An 18916-nucleotide genomic window follows, 5' to 3' on the forward strand; every position below is an offset into this window, starting at 1 on the left:
GTTGTCACTAGTATCTGTGGTGGCTAATTTGTTAGTGCTACACGAAACTAAAACCAGCGATCCTAGAATAAATGATGATGTTATGATTGCGGAATTCTTCATAGTAGAAGTTTAATTGTTACTTTCTTATACGAGTCCATGGGTGAAGGGTTCTACTTTTTGGTTTATATTTGTCACGCATAAGTTAGCAAAAATAACTATAATCTGTATCTCAACCAACCACAATGAGTAAAGGACTACCTAAGAGAAGCGAAGATTATTCGCTATGGTACAATGAATTAGTGAAAAAAGCCGATTTGGCAGAGAATTCGGCCGTCAGAGGATGTATGGTCATCAAGCCCTATGGCTATTCTATTTGGGAGAAAATGCAGGCTGAGCTTGACCGTATGTTTAAGGAAACTGGCCATTCCAATGCTTATTTCCCGCTTTTTATTCCAAAATCATACTTAAGCAAGGAAGCTAGCCACGTAGAGGGATTTGCTAAGGAGTGTGCTGTAGTCACTCATTACAGATTGAAAAATGCTGAGGATGGAAGTGGTGTGATTGTAGATCCTGAAGCTAAACTCGATGAAGAGCTAATCGTACGTCCTACTTCGGAAACGGTTATATGGAGCACGTATAAAAATTGGGTGCAGTCCTATAGGGATCTTCCACTGCTGGTTAACCAGTGGGCAAACGTAGTTCGTTGGGAAATGAGAACTAGGCTTTTCCTTCGAACCACAGAATTCTTATGGCAGGAAGGGCATACAGCCCATGCCACCAAAAAAGAAGCTGAAGCTGAGACTATGCAAATGATGAATGTCTATGCACAGTTTGCTGAAGATTTTATGGCTTTGCCTGTAGTGAAGGGAAGAAAAACAGAAAGTGAGCGTTTTGCAGGAGCCGATGACACCTTGTGTATCGAGGCCATGATGCAGGATGGGAAAGCACTACAGGCTGGAACTTCCCATTTTTTGGGACAGAATTTTGCCAAGGCTTTCGATGTGAAATTTGCAACTAAAGAAGGAGGATTAGAATATGTTTGGGGGACTTCGTGGGGTGTAAGTACACGTTTGATGGGGGCCTTGATTATGGCTCACTCGGATGACAATGGGTTGGTTCTACCTCCGAAATTGGCTCCAATACAAGTGGTGATTATCCCGATTTATAGAAAGGAGGAAGAATTGGATGCCATTACCGAAAAAGCAAGTGAGATTATTTCCGAGCTTCGCAAAGCCGGAGTTTCAGTGAAATATGATAACCGCGATACACATAAGCCTGGATGGAAATTTGCAGAGCATGAATTGAAAGGCGTGCCGCTTAGAATTGCAATCGGACCAAGAGATTTGGAAAATGGTACAATTGAAATAGCCAGAAGAGATACCTTGACTAAAGAGCAATTTGAATTGGATTCCCTACCGATTTCAGAAAAGATAACGGCTATGCTTGATGAAATTCAGAAAAGTATTTATTCCAAAGCATTAGCCTTTAAAGGGGAAATGACCACGGAAGTAAATTCTTGGGATGAATTTAAAGAAGTATTGGAAGATAGAGGTGGGTTTTTGTCCGCCCATTGGGACGGCACTTCAGAGACAGAAGAAAAAATCAAGGATCTCACCAAAGCAACGATACGGTGTATTCCTTTAGATAGGGAAGAAGAAAGTGGCGCTTGTGTCTATTCAGGCAAACCTTCCGCAGGCAGAGTTCTTTTTGCAAAAGCCTATTAATCATCAAGCCCGGATATTTCCGGGCTTTTTTGTTCTTAATTGACAAGGGATAACGCGGAAACTTGTATTTTAGACATCTATTCTCTCTAAGCAGTCAATGACAATTCTAGTACTCTCCAGCCTCCTACTTATAGGTCTCATCCTCTTACTTGCCGAGGTTCTGTTTGTTCCGGGAACTACGGTGGTCGGAATCTTTGGGCTTGCTGTGAGTTTGGCAGGGGTGGTCTATGCTTTTCTTAGTTTTGATGCTGAGATAGCCTGGTGGATCACTTCAGTGGCAGTTATTTTGAATCTTGCTGCTATTGTTTATGGGTTTAGCTCCGGAGTTTGGAATCGTTTTTCCCTTAAATCTGCCATGCAGGGAGGAGCTTTTGATGGACGGACTGAGGCTTTACGGATAGGGATGCAAGGTATCACAGTATCTGATCTCAAACCTATAGGAAAAGCTAGTTTTGAAGACGTAGTGTATGAGGTGAAATCTGAAAATGGTTTTGTTTCTGTGGGAACAGAAGTAATTATTATCAAAATCGAAAACAATAAAATTTTAGTAAAATAATATGGAGAATCTAGATCCGAGCAGTTCAATGTTCATCCTAGTGGCTGCGGTCGCGGGAATAGTCCTACTTTTCATCTTTTTGTACTTTGTTCCTGTTAATCTATGGATCACTGCCCAATTTTCGAATGTGAGGGTTGGGATAGGAGAACTCATTGGGATGAGAATCAGAAAGGTGCCACCGAGTATTATTGTTAATTCTTTGATTACAGCTACAAAAGCAGGTCTTGAATTGACAACAAATGACTTGGAGACGCATTATATGGCGGGAGGAAATATACCCAATGTGATCAGGGCTCTGATATCTGCAGATAAAGCGAACATCAACCTGACATTCAAACAGGCTACTGCAATTGACTTGGCGGGAAGAGACGTATTTGAAGCAGTGCAGATTTCTGTAAATCCAAAAGTGATCAATACGCCGAATGTAGCTGCTGTAGCTGCTGATGGTATACAGCTGATCGCAAAAGCGAGAGTAACTGTTCGTGCCAACATCGCCCAACTTGTAGGTGGAGCAGGTGAAGAAACCATTCTGGCCAGAGTAGGAGAGGGTATTGTAACTTCTATTGGCTCGGCAGCGACGCACAAGAGTGTGTTGGAAAATCCGGATAAAATCTCAAAATTGGTTCTACAGAGAGGATTGGATGCGGGAACTGCTTTTGAAATTCTTTCTATAGATATCGCGGATATTGATGTGGGAACAAACATCGGTGCGAAATTGCAAATCGATCAGGCTTCTGCCGATCTGAAAGTAGCGGAAGCCAGAGCAGAAGAGAGACGTGCGATGGCCGTGGCTCTAGAGCAAGAGATGAAAGCCAGAAATGTGGAGATGAGAGCTAAGGTGATTGAAGCCGAAGCAGAGGTTCCACGGGCTCTGGCAGAAGCTTTCCGAAGTGGCAGACTGGGCGTGATGGATTACTACAAAATGGAGAATATCCAATCAGATACCTCCATGAGGGAATCTATAGCCAATTCAGAAACAGACTCAAAAGATTCCTCTAAAGGGAAAAATGAGAAAAAATAAGAAAAGGGGCTCAGGCCCCTTTTTTGTTTTTCTTGCCAGGTTCTTCTATAATTTGGATCACAGTTGGGACATAGTTGTTTTTTGTGAAAATCTGTTCGTTTGCCCAATCGACCACGATTTTCTCGTAGGCTAAAGGAAGAATGATTTCACCTGTTTCGTTGATTACTCCGGTAAGCCCATTTTTCCTGACAATAACAAAATTCTTTCTTTCTCTTCTTAGCCCTTCGAATTCAGTAGGAATGACTTCGTTTCCGTTACTGTCAAGAAGACCGGTTTTCCCTGATCTTTCTACCAAGAAATACCCATCCCCGGTTCGATAAATGGAATCAAATCCATCCTGATTTACGCTTTGGCCGGTAGTGTTCAATAGATAGAATTTATTGGCGCTTTTTGCAATTGCCAGTCCTTTTTGGAAGGCCTTGATTTCATCGTAATGGGCTGTGCTGATCAGATCTCCGGTAGCGCCTATTAGTCCCCAGCTTTGGGATGTTCTATAGGCAGCTATTTTTTCTGAAAAAACGGTGGTCTCTGCGTACTGAGGTTGGATCACCCAAGTCCCGGATGAATCTACAAAGCCAAAGGCACCGTTTGATTTAGCCGGAAAAAGGCCTTCACTGCCAAACCTGATCTCATCTACCTCAAGCATAGGCTGTACTAGCCAACCTTTCTTTCCCAGAAGCCCTATTTTTGAATCCCGAAAATGGACATTGTATAAGTCTTTGCCAACTTTATCGACCGCCGTAATTCCCACATCATCTAAAAGAATGCCGTCGTCTTCCATTACACGACGGAGTTTTCCGTGAATATATTCCAGCATAATGTCGTTTTCAAAAGTGATTTTGTGAAATGAATTATAACGGATATTTGATTTGATATCATTTCCTTCAATCAGCAAATACTGCCCTTGGTTATAGCCATAATAGAAATTGCCGTGTGTATGCTGCAGAGTCTCGATAATAGGCTCAAGCACATAGTCACCTTCACGATTGATCAGCCCATAGCCTGTTGCGTCTTTGGCCAACACAAATTCCCCATCGTTATCGGCAAGCAGTTCAAATGTTTTGTCGGGATTGGAAGATAAAGGCAAAGAATATTCACCCTGTTTTCGTACGATTAGTAGCCCTGTATTGGTGATCTTGGTTTCATCAAGTTCGCCAAGGTAGATTGTTTTGTTTTTTCCACGCTGGTAAAGCCAGTATTCATTTCCCTTGCTTGCCAAAAGCATGTTGAAATAGGTCTGTATCTTTTCATACTCCAGCGGCAATACCTGTTGTCCATATTCATGGAATGCACCTATGCCATCAGGGCCTTTGACAAGAATCCAAGGATCTGTGTATTGGTAGATCTCCGTTCCGACCAGTGAAACTGCCGGTTTAAGATCACTGGACAACAGCGAGAGCTCGTTTCCTTTTTTTCCTATTCTGACAGTTTCGCTGAGGAGGTCGATTTCATCATAAATCAACCTTGACTGAAGCTGCATTTTGGTGTCATATACTTCCCATGATTGACTATGGGCAGTCTCAGAAATTGAAAAAGTGAGTATGAGACTTACGAGTAGCGTAAAATTTTTATTCATATAACTATTGGTTATTCAGAAAGGTGATAAAGATAAAATGACCAAAGGTTTGATTCAATCCTTTGGTCATTTTTATTAGAGCTTGTAGCACTAGCTACTCTGTTGTTTTTATTTTCTCCAGATCAAATAAGTCTGAAATAATTTGGATCATTTCTTCCGCTTGATCCCGCTGACAAGCTGCGCGAAGTTGCACTACAGGAACTTTGAGGATTTTCTGCATCATACTCTTGGTGATCTTATCGATCACTGCATATTCCTTCTTGTCGGTGTTTTTTGTAAATCTCGCCATCTCTTCCTGACGGATTTGCTCCAAGGATTGCTTGAGTTTATTGATGGTGGGAGAGGCAATCATTTCCTTTTTCCAGTCGAAAAACTCTTTAATACTCTCCTCTATTATTTCTCCCACCTTCGGTACTGAAGCCAGTCGTTTTTCCAATGTTTCAGAAGCTTTGCTGCGAATGTTGTCCACATTATAAAGCACGACTCCCGGCACATCCTCTACTGTAGTTTCTATGCTTCGGGGAACGGAGAGATCCACAAGCAATTTGTAACTGTTGATCCGGAATTTTTTAACCAATTCCTTCGTGATAAATGGTTCAGGACGCTGAATAGAGCATACAATTACATCTGCTTCCTCCATAGCTTTTAAGCAATTCTCAAAAGGGATTACATCAAAGCCCATTTCCACCGCTATAGATTCTGCTTTGCTAAGGGTTCTATTGGTTATTTTGACCTTCGCACTAGGGAGGTGAACCATATTCTTGGCAACATCTTCACCTATCTCTCCAACTCCGATCAATAATATTCTGGGCTCGAAAGTATTTGAAGTCAAGCTTTCAATCAATTCAATCGCTGCATAGGACAAAGATGCAGCCCCATCCCTAAAGGCAGTTTCCTGTACAATACGCTTATTGGTGAAAAAGATCGTGTGCATCAATCTGTGAAGGAATGGCCCAGTCATATTCAGGTCTGCCGAAGCTTGATAAGCTCTCTTTACCTGGTTAGAAATCTGGATGTCACCTACCACCTGGGCTTCCAATCCCATTGAAACTCTGAATAAATGCCTGATTACAGCTCTGTCATCATTCAAAACCTCAAAATACTCAAGGAAATTAACAATATCAGTCAATCCTTTTTCAAGACCTATCAACTTGATTATATCAGTACTTATGTCTTGATCATGGCTGTAGTAAACTTCCGTCCGATTACAGGTAGAAAGTATCAAAGCATCATTTAAGCTAAAAAAGTCCTTGATTTTCAATAAGATGCTATGCACAGCCTTCTCGTCCAGAGAAATGATTTCCCGGATTTGTACTGGTGCATTCTTATGTGATAAACTGAGTGCTCTAAATTTGACTTGCATCATGCTTAAGCTTGGACTGCAAATTTAACAGACTAAGACAACCGAAGTGTCCATTTTGGATAGGGATCTGTTAATTTGTAATCTGTCTAAATAACTGTTCGCTTTATTAAAGCAAGAGTAGTGAGTTTTGGTTTCTTAATTCAATACTATTATCTTATGGGTGATTGATAGATTCTATTACTTTTTTTAAGATGCTATGTGGTCTAGGATTTTTTATTGGCTGAAAATTTCCCTTGGGTTCTCAGGAAAAGAATCACGGGGGTTTTTGCTCTTAATCCCCGTTTTACTTCTTCTTGTTATCGCTAAAGGTGTTTTAAAGGAACTAAGGAAATCAAAGTCGGAGAAGTTTCATATACAATACATGGCAATTGTAGATAGTCTGGAGTCAGCAGAGATTCCTCTTGCCGGTTCACCTTTTCCTGTTTTCAACCCCCAAGATACCATCATAAGGAAATCAAACTCAAAACAGCTTGACAATCTTAACCGAATCCCTTTTTCTGAGGCAGACTCTGCCATCCTGCAAATCGTGCCGGGAATAGGGCAAAGCACAGCCGCTAGGATTGTGAAGTTTAGGGAGAGTATAGGCGGCTTTTACAGCAAAAATCAACTTAGCGAGGTATATGGATTGAAACCGGAAACGATCGATATGATTTGGGAGTATTTTGACTTTTCTCCTTCGGTTCTTAAGAAAATGGAAATCAATCAAATTGAGGTGGAGGAATTGGCGAAGCATCCATATATCAGCTATGCTGAAGCAAAAGTTGTAGTAGCTTTTCGAAAGCAACATGGTGATTTCCAATCCCCTGATGACCTTAAGCAAATCAAAATTTTCAAGAAAGAGTGGATTGACAAAATCGCCCCTTATATTGATTTTCAATAGTTCGAATAATTCATTTGTCCCAAGTGAGCTATTTTAGCCATCTTTGAACCATGGATTCTCACTTGGATCAGATTCATCTGCCCACACTTAATTTACCCCATTTCGATCCACGACTTCTGGAAAGGGATGGAAAGCTTTGGATTTTTGATTCACTCCGCAAAAAACAGCTGGTTTTGACGCCTGAAGAATGGGTCAGGCAGCATTGGATCAATTTCCTGATCACTCAACTTAATTTTCCCAAAGGGCTGTTGGCACTGGAAAAAGGGTTAATTTACAATAAACTGATCAAAAGGACTGATCTGGTAGTCTGGGACAAAAACGGTAATCCGTATTTACTGGTTGAATGCAAAGCTCCCAAAGTAAAGCTCACGCAGAAAACCATTGAACAGGCTTGCATGTATCATAAGGAATTGAAAACGCCTTTTCTTGTTATCAGCAACGGATTACAGCACATTTGCCTGAGTTTTGATCCTTCAGGAGAGAAATTTACCCAAGAGAAGAGTTTTCCCGAACCTCCCATTTAATTCCTATGTTGTAAATTTACATCTGAGCTTCTTATCAGAATAAACTGAATTCATTTCTATTGAGTATGTCCAAGACCTCTTCCATGCATCCTTGTGATCTTTGTGCCAGTCGTAAGCTGTCGATGCTTTCTGATCTTACAGAGGAGCAGGCTTGCAATATTTCAGACAACAAGAATATGATTTCCCACCGAAAAGGGCAGGTGCTTTATTATGAAGATGCCAAGCCGCTAGGGGTTTTTTGTGTAAATGAAGGAGTGATCAAAATATTCAAAACTGCTTCCAATGGCAAAGAGCAAATTATGCATTTGTCGAAAAAGGGTGACCTGCTAGGGTATTCTGCGTTGCTGGGAGAGGAGAATTACACCAATTCTGCCATGGTAATCGAAGATGCCAAGATTTGCTTTATTCCTAAGGAGACTTTTCTCAAAGCATTGGTGAGTAATGGTCCTTTCTTCAAAAGACTCACAAAGGCACTGAGTCATGAAATCGGAGTGATGGAAGAGAAGCTCATGGATGCCTCGCAAAAGAGCATACGTGAGCGGTTGGCGTATTTGCTCTTGCAATTGGCAAATTCATATGGACTGGATGGAGCAGGAACTCAACAGATTGATCTGGTGCTGAGCAGGGAAGAAATAGCGAGCCTAATAGGCACTGCCACAGAGTCTGTCATCAGGCTTTTGTCGGAATTCAAAAAGGATAAACTTATAGAGCTGAAAGGCAAAAAGATTATTGTGTTGAATAAGGAAGGGCTTGTAAAGCTTTCAGATTTTTATGCATAGACTGAACATAACTGTTTGTATTGGGTTTGAAGTGATATGAAGTCTTTCCATAGCCAATACATTATCACGCTTTTACCAATATTCGCATTTTTTATTTTTTCCGGTAACGCCGAAGCCCAATCGCTTGCCTACAAAGCGTTACTTTCCACTCTTTATGATACTGATTTTCCTGTTCTGAAACCTTCTCAAGTGACTGATTTGAGTGAGTATCAAATTCTTGACACGCGTGAAAAAGAGGAATTTGAAGTCAGTCATCTCAAGGGTGCAGAATGGGTCGGTTACAATACTTTTTCTATGGAAAATGTGGCTGAGCTGGATAAAAATCAACCGGTTTTGGTGTACTGCACGGTGGGGGCTAGATCTCAGGGAATTGGTAAAAAACTTAAAGATGTAGGATTCAAAGAAGTTTATAATCTGTACGGAGGCCTGATCGAATGGGTAAATGAAGATAAACCGATTTTTCAGGGTAATTCTCCTACTAAGAAAGTGCATACCTATTCCCAATCTTGGGGTATCTGGCTGACTAAAGGGGAAAAGGTTTATTAAAATTCCAATACTTCGTTTTATGGATATCTGTAATGAAGCTAGGAGTCTCCTTTTCTTTGATTTAAAGGCAGGAAGACCGAAGCGGCTAAAAAAAATACTCTAAATCCTTTTTGCTCTTGACTCTTTACGGACAGAAAGGTGGATATACTTACTCCGTTTTTGGTCTTTCATACGACCAATTGGTAATTTTAAGCATCCTTATTTGACATCGGATCGTACATCAACCCTAAACACATCCCATGAAAAATCCAAAAATACATATCATACTTTTCCTCAGCATTATTCTTTTCAGTTGCCAGAGCTCGGTTCCAGGAATGGCTGAACCCCCCCCCCCAAGTCACAAGGCATGGAATGAATTGCTCAAAGCGAATGTCAGTGCAGACGGAACAGTTAATTACAAAGGATTTATCAAAGAAAAGGCAAAGCTAGAAACATATCTTAAAAGCATCAGTGAGAATGCTCCAGATCGTAAAACCTGGTCAAAGGATGAGCAATTGGCTTATTGGATCAACGCATACAATGCTTTTACGGTGAAATTGATCGTGGATAATTACCCGGTGGAGAGTATCAAAGACCTTGGGCCTAAGCTGAAGATTCCTTTGATCAAAGATGTATGGCATTACAAGTTTTTTAAGATAGGAGGGCAGGAATCCAGCTTGGATGAGATCGAGCATTCGATTTTGAGAAAGGAATTTGAAGAACCGCGAATTCACTTTGCCATCAATTGCGCATCGGTTTCCTGTCCGCCTTTGCTCAATGAAGCTTTCGAAGCCACTACGATCGAGGGGCAGCTGGATAAGGTTGCCATCCGTTTTATAAATGATCCAAGCAGGAATAAAATCTCGCCTGAGTCAATCCAAATCTCCTCTATTTTCTCCTGGTTCAAAGGGGATTTTACCAAGAATGGCAGTCTAATTGACTTTCTCAATAAGTATAGCAAGGCCAAAATCAAGGGGAATGCAAAGGTTTCCTTTTTGGATTATGATTGGAATTTGAACGAATAGATTCAAGATTTTGGTAAATTTCCAATTGTGCCCCAATCCATACCAGTCCCAATGAATTCAAACCGCCATGTGGTCATTATCGGCAACGGAATAGCAGGAGTGACCTGCGCCCGACAGCTAAGAAAGCTTGACGAATCGGTCAGGATTACGCTGATTTCAGGTGAATCAAAATATTTTTTTTCCAGAACCGCACTCATGTATGTCTTTATGGGACATATGAAATTTGAGCATACCCAGCCTTATGAGAATTGGTTTTGGGATAAAAACAGAATAGAACTGAAAGAAGGCTGGGTGAAATCAATCGACTTTACTGCCAAAAATATGCTTTTCCAATCCGGAGAGGATATGAGCTACGATGAACTTGTGCTCGCTACAGGTTCCAAGCCGAATAAATTTGGCTGGGCAGGTGAGGATCTACAAGGTGTTCAGGGATTGTATTCCAAGCAGGATCTTGAACTTATGGAGGAAAATACCCAAGAGGGAGTGAAACGGGCTGTAATTGTGGGTGGAGGATTGATCGGAATAGAGATGGCGGAAATGCTTGCGTATAAGAAAATTCCCGTGACTTTTCTCGTTCGGGAAGCTGGTTTCTGGGGCAGTGTGTTGCCCAGGGAAGAATCTGAATTGGTGGTCAGGCATATGCGGGAGCACCATATTGATCTGAGATTGAAAGAGGAATTGAAAGAAATTATTTCTGATCCGAATGCCCGCGTGAAAGCAGTCAAGACAAAATCAGGAGAGGAGATCCAATGCCAATTTGTAGGGCTTACTGCAGGTGTGACTCCCAATATTGATTTCCTGAGAAATACTGAATTAGTAGTCAATCGGGGTGTAAAAGTCGATTTTGGTTTTCGGACAAATATTCCAAATGTGTATTCCATCGGGGATTGTGCAGAGTTTCACGAAGTGCCGGCATCGGATCGCAAGCATGTAGAGCAGGTTTGGTACACAGGAAGAATGCATGGAGAGACCTTGGGACATATTTTGGCAGGAGAAAAAATCACCTACCAACCGGGCGTTTGGTTTAATTCAGCCAAATTTCTGGATATAGAATACCAGACTTATGGGCATGTTCCAGCAAGATGGGATACTGAGCAAGTGAAATCTTTCTATTGGGAGCATCCGGATGGAAAAGTGGCTTTTCGTATGCTGATGGACTTAAATGGCCGGATTCTTGGAGTGAATAATTTTGGCTTTCGACTGAGACATGAATTTTTTGATCAGGCAATCAGGGAAAGATGGGATGGTGCTAAGGTCATTTCCAAACTGGATAAAGCCAATTTCGACCCGGAGTTTTTCTCTCCTTATTACATAGCTATTCAACAAGCTTTTAAAAGTCAATTCGGAGTCGATTTCACCATTTCCAAGAAGACATTTATCCAAAAATTATTCGGAACAAGCATATGAAGTTGATTCAAAGTATAGGTATTCTCTTGTTTTTGGTGGGTTTGGCGGTATTTACTGTAATGCCGTTTTTAGGTAATTATACGCTGACCGAAGAATTGGTTCTAGCCAATACCAAGGAAATTCATCAGGATAAAATGTCGGAAATTCTTGCACCAATGTACGGTGAAACTTATTCTTCCAATTTCTCCTTTATTTCCGTTTTCAATGAAAACTTCAACTCATACAATGATGTGTTGAAAGAGCAGTCCAAGTGGGATGAGGTGATTTGGGATGATTACAGCTTTCCGCTGGCGCAAAGCTCGCTCAGTAGCCCCGTCCGCGATCATCCTTGGCTTTTCTTGGGACTTTCTATTGGTTTGGCTGTTTTAGGTGGATTGATGTACAATCTGCCAAAGCATACAGACGAGCCTGCTGGGATTAAAAACAACGGGATTTTCCACTCTTCCATGAAGAACCGTGGTTGGATGGGAATGGTCACAGGAGCATATTTGATTCTGTTCTACATTATTTTGTACTGGTTTCCAGCCTATATTGTAAATCAGGTTTGGATGGTGACCCCGCTGAGTATGATTCTTAGTGGCAATCCAGCAAGTCAGTGGTTTCTTTACGGCACGATCTATACCCTTGCGATTGCTGTGATGGGCGCTCGGATGTTCCGTAAATACAGAGGAAATAAGTATCAGCAGTTGCGAACTGCTTCCGTGATGTTTTTCCAAACGGCATTCGCATTTCTGATTCCCGAAATTCTCGTTTTGCTAAATCAGCCCTATTTTGATTTCAAAAATATTTGGCCTCTCGATTACGATTTTTTCTACGATTATCAGATTGATACGTTTTTGAGTGCCGGTGGAGTAGGGATGTTTATGTTGATTTGGGGGATTTTACTGATCATTATCGGTGTACCGGTGTTCACTTATTTTTTTGGCAAAAGATGGTATTGCTCATGGGTATGTGGCTGTGGCGGCTTGGCCGAGACTGTGGGGGATCCGTACCGTCAGCTTTCGGACAAGTCTTTGAAAGCCTGGAAATATGAGCGCGTAATTGTCCATAGTGTTTTGGTGCTGGCAGTAGTGATGACTGCCGTGACTATAGCCAATTACTTTTCAGGTTTTGCACTTTTGGGAAATGTCACAAACCAATTACATTCGTTCTACGGTTTTGCGATTGGGTCGGTGTTCGCAGGCGTGGTCGGTACCGGCTTTTATCCTTTCATGGGCAATCGTGTTTGGTGTAGGTTTGGATGCCCGCTGGCAGCCTATCTTGGCATAGTGCAACGGTTCAAATCACGGTTCAGAATCACCACAAACGGAGGCCAGTGCATTTCCTGCGGCAACTGCTCCACCTATTGTGAAATGGGGATAGACGTGCGCTGGTATGCGCAGCGGCGGCAGGAAATCGTAAGAGCCAGCTGCGTGGGTTGTGGGGTTTGTTCTGCTGTATGTCCCCGTGGAGTGCTGAAATTGGAAAATGGTCCAGAGCAAAACCGAATCAACGAAATGCCCATAATCATTGGAAATGATTCCATCAAGATAAATGCGTAAATGATTTTATTATATCTTTTGATTGGGATTTATGCCCTGGGAATGCTGTTTATTTTTGTTTACAGCCTTGCTCAAGGGCATTTGCTTTTAAGGTTTCTTGGTGCAAAAAAATCATTGGAACTGGTGCCTCATGTTTCACCTGTAGTCTGGCCAAAAGTCACAGTACAGTTACCAGTCTACAATGAACTTTACGTTGTAGATCGTTTGGTAGAGGCAATTTCCCGGATAAATTATCCCTTGGAATTACTGGAAATCCAAGTGCTGGATGACAGCACAGATCAGACCGCCAAGTTGATCCAAAGGAAAATCCTTGAGTTTCCTGAAATCAATTTCAAATACATTCATCGTTCTGACAGGTCAGGCTTTAAGGCGGGTGCATTAAAGGAAGGCTTGGCTAAAGCCAGCGGAGAGTTTATCGCGATTTTCGATGCGGATTTTGTTCCTGATCCTGATTTTTTGCTGAAAACCATTCCTTATTTCTCTTCGGCCAAAGTCGGAATGGTCCAAACCCGCTGGACACATTTGAACAAAAACTATTCGCTGCTTACACGCTTACAGGCTTTTGCGCTGGATGCACATTTTCTGATCGAACAGATCGGGAGAAACAGCCAGCATGCATTTATCAATTTCAATGGAACCGGTGGTATTTGGAGAAAGACCTGTATTGTTGATGCGGGAAACTGGCAGGATGATACATTGACTGAGGATTTGGATTTGAGCTACCGTGCCCAGCGCAGAGGATGGGAGTTTGTCTATAGACCGGAAATAGAATCCCCGGCGGAGCTTCCTCCGATTATGTCGGCAGTAAAGTCACAGCAATTTCGCTGGACCAAAGGAGGAGCAGAATGCGCAGTAAAACATGCCAAAGCGGTTTTGGGGGAAAATCTTCCGTTTTCTACTAAATTTCACGCGATGGCCCATCTCTTCAACAGCAGTATTTTTATAGCAGTTTTATTAGTGAGCCTGAGTAGTATGGGCGTGTGGTGGGCAGGAACGCAAGGCATGATTTCAGCGAATCTGTTCAAAATTTCGGGACTGTTTATGATCGGGTTTGTGATCATTGCAGGTGTGTATTTGGTTGGGTATTTCTATGAGAAACGAAGTTTTTGGAGAAGCTTGATTCAAGCCATCTATATGTTGCCATTATTCCTGTCGGTGTCTATGGGCCTAGGCTTGCATAATGCCCAGGCAGTTTGGGAAGGGCTTTCCGGTAAAAAATCACCCTTTATCCGTACTCCAAAATTTAACCTGGAAAGTGGTTCCGGTCTGGAAACAAATCGTTACCTCAAGTTCAAAATCCCGGTTACCACCTGGATGGAAGGTGGGTTGATGCTGGTGTTTTCAGGTATGGTAGCACTCCATATTTATTTGGGTACTTTCGAAATGTTGCCCTTTCACCTGATGCTCTCAGTAGGATATGGGTTGGTTTTCTTTTCATCATTCAAAGCCTATAGTTTGGGTAAATAACTTTCGATGCATAATCCACCAATTATTGATGTAATCATTCCTGCCTACAATGAGGAGAAATCCATTCCAAAGGTAATTGGGGATATTCCATCTCTAGTCAGAAACGTAGTAGTAGCAAATAACAACTCTACAGACAGCACAGGAAAAGTAGCGGAGATGGCTGGGGCAAAAGTGGTTTTCGAACCTCAGAAAGGTTATGGAAAAGCATGTCTGACTGCGATGGACTGGATCAAAAAGCAGGAAACCCAACCGGATATTGTGGTCTTTTTGGATGGGGATTACAGCGATTTTCCTGAAGAATTGCCGGATTTGATTCAGCCTATTTTGGACCAAAAAGCAGAGCTGGTGATTGGATCCAGAGCCTTGGGAGTGCGGGAATTCGGTTCGATGACGTTTCCCCAGGTATTTGGAAATTGGCTGGCAACTACCATGATGAAGTATATGCAGGGAGCTGAATTTTCTGATTTGGGCCCATTTCGGGCAATTGTTTGGCCCAAGCTTCTTGAATTGAATATGGTAGATCAGAACTTTGGTTGGACGATCGAGATGCAGATTAAAGCGCATAAAGCTGGTCTTCGATACACGGAAGTTCCGGTGAATTATCGAAAGCGGGTAGGTGTTTCGAAAGTAAGTGGAACGGTTAAGGGAGTATTTGGAGCTGGATGGAAGATCATTTATACGATTTTCAAGTATTGGTAATTTGTAGAACCAAGAAGCAAGAGCCATGATTCGTCATTGCGATAAGCGAGGTAGGAGCGAAGAAGCAATCTCTTACGTAAGGATAAAGTAGCAAGTAACAAGTAATAAGAGTCAAGAGTCTAGTGACAACACGTGCGAACTCCCCCTTGGATTGATTAGTTGGTTTGGAAAAATAAATTCGGGTAAAGGGGGCAAGGGGGATTTTATAGAGAGTAACTGATAGGACAAGAGTCAAGAAGCAAGAGCCATGATTCGTCATTGCGATAAGCGAGGCAGGAGCCAAGAAGCAATCTCTTACGTAAGGATAAAGTAGCAAGTAACAAGTAACAAGAGTCAAGAAGCAAGTAGCAAGAGACGAGAGTCTAGTGACAACACCTGCGAACTCCCCCTTGGATTGATTAGTTGGTTTGGAAAAATAAATTCGGGTAAAGGGGGCAAGGGGGATTTTATAGAGAGTAACTGATAGGACAAGATTCAAGAAGCAAGGGCCATGATTCGTCATTGCGATAAGCGAGGTAGGAGCGAAGAAGCAATCTCTTACGTAAGGATAAAGTAGCAAGTAGCAAGAGACGAGAGTCTAGTGACAACACCTGCGAACTCCCCCTTGGATTGATTAGTTGGTTTGGAAAAATAAATTCGGGTAAAGGGGGCAAGGGGGATTTTATAGAGAGTAACTGATAGGGCAAGATTCAAGAAGCAAGGGCCATGATTCGTCATTGCGATAAGCGAGGCAGGAGCGAAGAAGCAATCTCTTATCGTTAGAATCAAGTAGCAAGATATTAGAATCAAGAAGAATGGATTTTTGTAATTTTAGACCTATGAAATCGAGCATGACTCAAAACGACACATATTTGAGGGGATTATCAGCCATGCGAGATTCCATATGGCATTTAAAAGTCAAATTATAGTCATATGAAAAATATATTCATCCTTGTTTTGCTTTTATTTCTGATCGGTTCCTGCAATTCGACAGGAAGAAAAGCTATTGATGAGGAGGAGTTTGCTTCCCGTTGGTATCAGGGTAGAGCCGAGATCAATGTCTTTGAACTAAAACAAATGCGCTATGGAGAGGAGCGGGAAGGTGGGGCAGTGATGATTTTTGTGACGGAGGATTTTTCGAAGAGAAAGCAGGTTAAACTTGACGATCCTGCTGCTGCGGGAAAAGGAGGGATGAAGGTGATGAAGCTGAATATGATGCGTGAGTTTGTGACTGGAGTCTATCCTTACCACACGATGCTCTCCGTTTTCACTCCGGTGTACGACGAGTTGAGTTCTCCCAAAATCGCAGCTTCAGTTACCGAATGGTGCGGGCAGTCATTTACACAGCTCAACTGGAAAAACAATAAGTATCAGGCCAAATTATTCTCCTATTTCGAATCGGAAGGTGATCAGGAATTGTCCATAAGCGCAAATTCTGAAGACGAGATTTTCAATTTGATCAGGCTTAATCCCGACTTGGTGCCCTCGGGCCATCTGAAATTAATTCCAAGTTTGATTTATAATCGCTTTACCCACCATCCGCTAAATGCTGAAAGTGCAATAATTTTCAAGCGTAAGACGGGTTCGAATCAGGCTGAAGTAGAAGTGATCTATGAGGAAATCGGAAGAAAATTACTCATCAACTATGTGGATGCTTTTCCATATGAGATCATTTCTTGGCAAGAAACGGAAACCAAAGAAGACGGCACCGAAGAGGTGACCACAGCAGTTCGTAAGAGTGTCCAAATGCTGGATTATTGGAAAAAAAATCGACTTCAGGATGAATCGGCTCGTAAAAGTCTAGGACTTTGAAAAGGCCAGTCAGACGGGCTCTTATTCTTTTGGTTTTTCTGCTGATGACGGCAGGATTTATCTTTTTAGGCTATTTCATTCCCAGAGAAAATTTTTGGCAAACTTTTTTAGTTTTCACATTGCTTTTTGCAGGGATGATCGTCATTTCTTTTTTGAGCATAAAGCCAAAATGGGGTTGGATTTTTGTTGCCGGAATGCTTTTTAGATATGCCTTATTGCCTTCAATTCCTAATTGGTCGGATGATTACCCCCGTTTTTTATGGGACGGAGAACTGGTGAAATTGAACCAAAATCCTTATTTGGAAACGCCCGAACAATGGCTTCAGAGCCATCCCGGAAGCTCAAATGACTATTTGGTTAATCTTTATGAAGAGATGAATTCCCCGAAGTATTTTTCGGTATATCCACCCTTGAATCAGATAATATTCTATGTTGCCGCCTGGGGCGGAAATCTGAATCAAGGATCAGGTATTGTGATTATCAGAATCGTTCTGATTTTGGGAGAAATTGGTGTTTTCTTCCTTTTATTCAAGCTTTTTGATCATTTTGAGTTCCCTGCGAATAGACTTATTTTGTATTGGTTGAATCCGTTGGTCATCATGGAAATTACCGGAAATCTTCATTTTGAAGGGTTGGTGCTGCTTCTTTTGCTTGCTTCGCTGTATGGGTTAAGCAAAAATAGGGTTGGACTTTCTGGAGGGTTTTGGGGACTTTCGATTGGGATGAAGTTGCTGCCTTTGATGCTGGTTCCTACTTTCTTTTCATTTGCGAAAACCGGAAGATCCAACCTTTTTTGGATTGGATCGGGGATTGCTGTTATTGCTGGATTTATTTGGCTTCTGATAGATAATTCCTGGGTTCATTTCTTTCAAAGTCTGAAACTCTATCAAGGCAAATTTGAATTCAACGCATCAATCTATTCCCTGCTTCGGGAAATAGGCTTTTGGGTGAAGGGTTATAACATCATCGGGGAACTGACTCCCATTCTAAGCGGGGTCGCCTTGATTGGAATCCTCTATGTCACTTGGAAAAAGAAACCTCAAAATCTCTTGCAGCTTGTGGATCTTTGGGTGTTGATTTATTTGATTTACCTGGTTTTGCAGCCGGTCGTCCATCCCTGGTATCTGATTCCGGCGTTTGGCTTGAGCTTATTCACAGATAAAAAAGCCTTCCTTATTTGGACTTTTGCAGTGATATTCTCGTACCAAGCTTATGGCAATTCCGATTACCAAGAAAATCCACTGGTTCTAGCCGTAGAATATGCACTCTTGTTTGGTGCGATATATTGGGACAATTATCTATCAAAATACAAATCGGTAACAACTACATGAACCATAGACTTATACTCTCATTTCTCTTAGTAACTCTAATTTTTTCCTGTACTCCAAGTCCGGAAAAGCAAGCTGAGAAACTTATCGAAAAGTCAATTAACGCACATGAACTTTCCAAAAAATGGGCGGATGTGGCAAGTATCAAATTCAAGAAAAAAAAACGTATACTGGATGAAAACGGAGCTGTTGATAGCGAGTACGAACAATGGTTGGAATTTCGGCTGAAGCCCTATTACGAAGGGAAAATATCGTGGGAGAAAGACAGCGTGCTTCATGTAGCCAATTTCAACGGAAGCAAGATGAGCTATCAAATGGGTGGGAATGCAATTCAGAATGAAGGGTTTTTGAGAGCTAAAAAATCAGAAATTGATGCTGCTTATTTTGCTTTTGCGCAGCCCTGGAATCTGATGGATGAGAATGCAAGCTTGATGTATGAAGGGCAGAAGACATTGGAGGATGGTAAAAAGGCTGAAGCTGTTCGAGCGGATTATGGTTCCGATTCGGATATCCGGTGGTTTTATTTTGATTCGGTTTCGGCTCAGGTTGTGGCCAATGAACTTCATGACAAAAACCTTAGCTTGATTGAAAATACCTCTTACGATGAGTCAACAGGTTTTTTATTGCCAAAAGAGCAGAAAAGTTATAGAATTGATGATGCGCGCAAGAAGATCTTTATTCAGGCGGAGTATTTATATTCTGATTATGAAGTAACTTTTGAATAATTG

At 41.7% G+C, this 18916-nt stretch carries 17 protein-coding genes; 15 read left to right on the forward strand and 2 right to left on the reverse strand.

Annotated elements, in window-relative coordinates; all coding sequences use genetic code 11:
• The first annotated feature begins 224 nt into the window (after window positions 1-224).
• From proS to floA, 3 genes are all read left to right on the forward strand, one after another.
• Entirely contained in the window at window positions 225-1706 is a 1482-nt protein-coding gene (gene proS, locus ID165_RS04805; protein WP_192349244.1) for a proline--tRNA ligase, read from the forward strand.
• A 97-nt stretch (window positions 1707-1803) separates the two neighbouring features.
• Window positions 1804-2262, forward strand: a complete 459-nt coding sequence (locus ID165_RS04810; protein WP_192349245.1) for an NfeD family protein — start codon at window positions 1804-1806, stop codon at window positions 2260-2262.
• Between the two features lies 1 nt (window position 2263).
• On the forward strand, window positions 2264-3283 hold the full coding sequence (floA, locus tag ID165_RS04815; protein WP_192349246.1) for a flotillin-like protein FloA: 1020 nt from the start codon (window positions 2264-2266) through the stop codon (window positions 3281-3283).
• A 10-nt stretch (window positions 3284-3293) separates the two neighbouring features.
• On the opposite strand, the gene ID165_RS04820 is transcribed toward floA, so the two are convergent.
• Together ID165_RS04820 and hemA are read right to left on the reverse strand one after the other, a co-directional pair.
• Window positions 3294-4859 (reverse strand): WG repeat-containing protein, encoded by a 1566-nt coding sequence (locus tag ID165_RS04820; protein ID WP_192349247.1) that lies wholly within the window; start codon window positions 4857-4859, stop codon window positions 3294-3296.
• 94 nt (window positions 4860-4953) lie between these two features.
• Entirely contained in the window at window positions 4954-6222 is a 1269-nt protein-coding gene (gene hemA, locus ID165_RS04825; protein WP_192351301.1) for a glutamyl-tRNA reductase, read from the reverse strand.
• Window positions 6223-6583: 361 nt separating this feature from the next.
• On the opposite strand from hemA, the gene ID165_RS04830 reads away from it, so the two are divergent.
• The 12 genes from ID165_RS04830 (at window position 6584) to ID165_RS04885 (ending at window position 18913) form a co-directional block, all read left to right on the forward strand.
• The gene (locus ID165_RS04830; protein WP_225586990.1) at window positions 6584-7102 is read left to right on the forward strand and encodes a helix-hairpin-helix domain-containing protein; all 519 of its coding nucleotides are present in this window, start codon (window positions 6584-6586) and stop codon (window positions 7100-7102) included.
• A 50-nt stretch (window positions 7103-7152) separates the two neighbouring features.
• Complete coding sequence (locus ID165_RS04835; RefSeq protein ID WP_192349249.1) at window positions 7153-7626, forward strand: type I restriction enzyme HsdR N-terminal domain-containing protein; 474 nt, start codon at window positions 7153-7155, stop codon at window positions 7624-7626.
• A gap of 65 nt (window positions 7627-7691) precedes the next feature.
• Window positions 7692-8405 carry a Crp/Fnr family transcriptional regulator gene (locus tag ID165_RS04840; protein WP_192349250.1) on the forward strand — a complete coding sequence of 238 codons (714 nt, stop codon included), beginning with the start codon at window positions 7692-7694 and terminating at the stop codon, window positions 8403-8405.
• Between the two features lie 36 nt (window positions 8406-8441).
• Window positions 8442-8951 (forward strand): rhodanese-like domain-containing protein, encoded by a 510-nt coding sequence (locus ID165_RS04845; RefSeq protein WP_192349251.1) that lies wholly within the window; start codon window positions 8442-8444, stop codon window positions 8949-8951.
• Window positions 8952-9190: 239 nt separating this feature from the next.
• Window positions 9191-9955, forward strand: a complete 765-nt coding sequence (locus tag ID165_RS04850) for a DUF547 domain-containing protein (protein ID WP_192349252.1) — start codon at window positions 9191-9193, stop codon at window positions 9953-9955.
• A 51-nt stretch (window positions 9956-10006) separates the two neighbouring features.
• Complete coding sequence (locus ID165_RS04855) at window positions 10007-11362, forward strand: NAD(P)/FAD-dependent oxidoreductase (RefSeq protein WP_192349253.1); 1356 nt, start codon at window positions 10007-10009, stop codon at window positions 11360-11362.
• Window positions 11359-12903, forward strand: a complete 1545-nt coding sequence (locus tag ID165_RS04860) for a 4Fe-4S binding protein (protein ID WP_192349254.1) — start codon at window positions 11359-11361, stop codon at window positions 12901-12903. Before ID165_RS04855 ends, ID165_RS04860 begins: the two co-directional genes overlap by 4 nt.
• Window positions 12904-14370 carry a cellulose synthase family protein gene (locus ID165_RS04865; protein WP_192349255.1) on the forward strand — a complete coding sequence of 489 codons (1467 nt, stop codon included), beginning with the start codon at window positions 12904-12906 and terminating at the stop codon, window positions 14368-14370.
• 6 nt (window positions 14371-14376) lie between these two features.
• Window positions 14377-15069 carry a glycosyltransferase family 2 protein gene (locus ID165_RS04870; RefSeq protein WP_192349256.1) on the forward strand — a complete coding sequence of 231 codons (693 nt, stop codon included), beginning with the start codon at window positions 14377-14379 and terminating at the stop codon, window positions 15067-15069.
• Between the two features lie 912 nt (window positions 15070-15981).
• Window positions 15982-16860, forward strand: a complete 879-nt coding sequence (locus ID165_RS04875) for a hypothetical protein (protein ID WP_192349257.1) — start codon at window positions 15982-15984, stop codon at window positions 16858-16860.
• Window positions 16857-18191, forward strand: coding sequence for a glycosyltransferase 87 family protein (locus ID165_RS04880; protein ID WP_192349258.1), 1335 nt, complete (start codon window positions 16857-16859; stop codon window positions 18189-18191). Before ID165_RS04875 ends, ID165_RS04880 begins: the two co-directional genes overlap by 4 nt.
• Window positions 18188-18913, forward strand: coding sequence for a hypothetical protein (locus ID165_RS04885; RefSeq protein ID WP_192349259.1), 726 nt, complete (start codon window positions 18188-18190; stop codon window positions 18911-18913). Before ID165_RS04880 ends, ID165_RS04885 begins: the two co-directional genes overlap by 4 nt.
• Window positions 18914-18916 lie beyond the last annotated feature (3 nt).

The organism is Algoriphagus sp. Y33 (assembly GCF_014838715.1).
Taxonomy (GTDB): Bacteria; Bacteroidota; Bacteroidia; order Cytophagales; family Cyclobacteriaceae; genus Algoriphagus.

Coding starts and splice junctions, on each gene's coding strand:
- proS (WP_192349244.1), top strand. CDS start 225: ATGAGTAAAGGACTACCTAAGAGAAGCGAAGATTATTCGCTATGGTAC.
- ID165_RS04810 (WP_192349245.1), top strand. CDS start 1,804: ATGACAATTCTAGTACTCTCCAGCCTCCTACTTATAGGTCTCATCCTC.
- floA (WP_192349246.1), top strand. CDS start 2,264: ATGGAGAATCTAGATCCGAGCAGTTCAATGTTCATCCTAGTGGCTGCG.
- ID165_RS04820 (WP_192349247.1), bottom strand. CDS start 4,859: ATGAATAAAAATTTTACGCTACTCGTAAGTCTCATACTCACTTTTTCA.
- hemA (WP_192351301.1), bottom strand. CDS start 6,222: ATGCAAGTCAAATTTAGAGCACTCAGTTTATCACATAAGAATGCACCA.
- ID165_RS04830 (WP_225586990.1), top strand. CDS start 6,584: ATGGCAATTGTAGATAGTCTGGAGTCAGCAGAGATTCCTCTTGCCGGT.
- ID165_RS04835 (WP_192349249.1), top strand. CDS start 7,153: ATGGATTCTCACTTGGATCAGATTCATCTGCCCACACTTAATTTACCC.
- ID165_RS04840 (WP_192349250.1), top strand. CDS start 7,692: ATGTCCAAGACCTCTTCCATGCATCCTTGTGATCTTTGTGCCAGTCGT.
- ID165_RS04845 (WP_192349251.1), top strand. CDS start 8,442: ATGAAGTCTTTCCATAGCCAATACATTATCACGCTTTTACCAATATTC.
- ID165_RS04850 (WP_192349252.1), top strand. CDS start 9,191: ATGAAAAATCCAAAAATACATATCATACTTTTCCTCAGCATTATTCTT.
- ID165_RS04855 (WP_192349253.1), top strand. CDS start 10,007: ATGAATTCAAACCGCCATGTGGTCATTATCGGCAACGGAATAGCAGGA.
- ID165_RS04860 (WP_192349254.1), top strand. CDS start 11,359: ATGAAGTTGATTCAAAGTATAGGTATTCTCTTGTTTTTGGTGGGTTTG.
- ID165_RS04865 (WP_192349255.1), top strand. CDS start 12,904: ATGATTTTATTATATCTTTTGATTGGGATTTATGCCCTGGGAATGCTG.
- ID165_RS04870 (WP_192349256.1), top strand. CDS start 14,377: ATGCATAATCCACCAATTATTGATGTAATCATTCCTGCCTACAATGAG.
- ID165_RS04875 (WP_192349257.1), top strand. CDS start 15,982: ATGAAAAATATATTCATCCTTGTTTTGCTTTTATTTCTGATCGGTTCC.
- ID165_RS04885 (WP_192349259.1), top strand. CDS start 18,188: ATGAACCATAGACTTATACTCTCATTTCTCTTAGTAACTCTAATTTTT.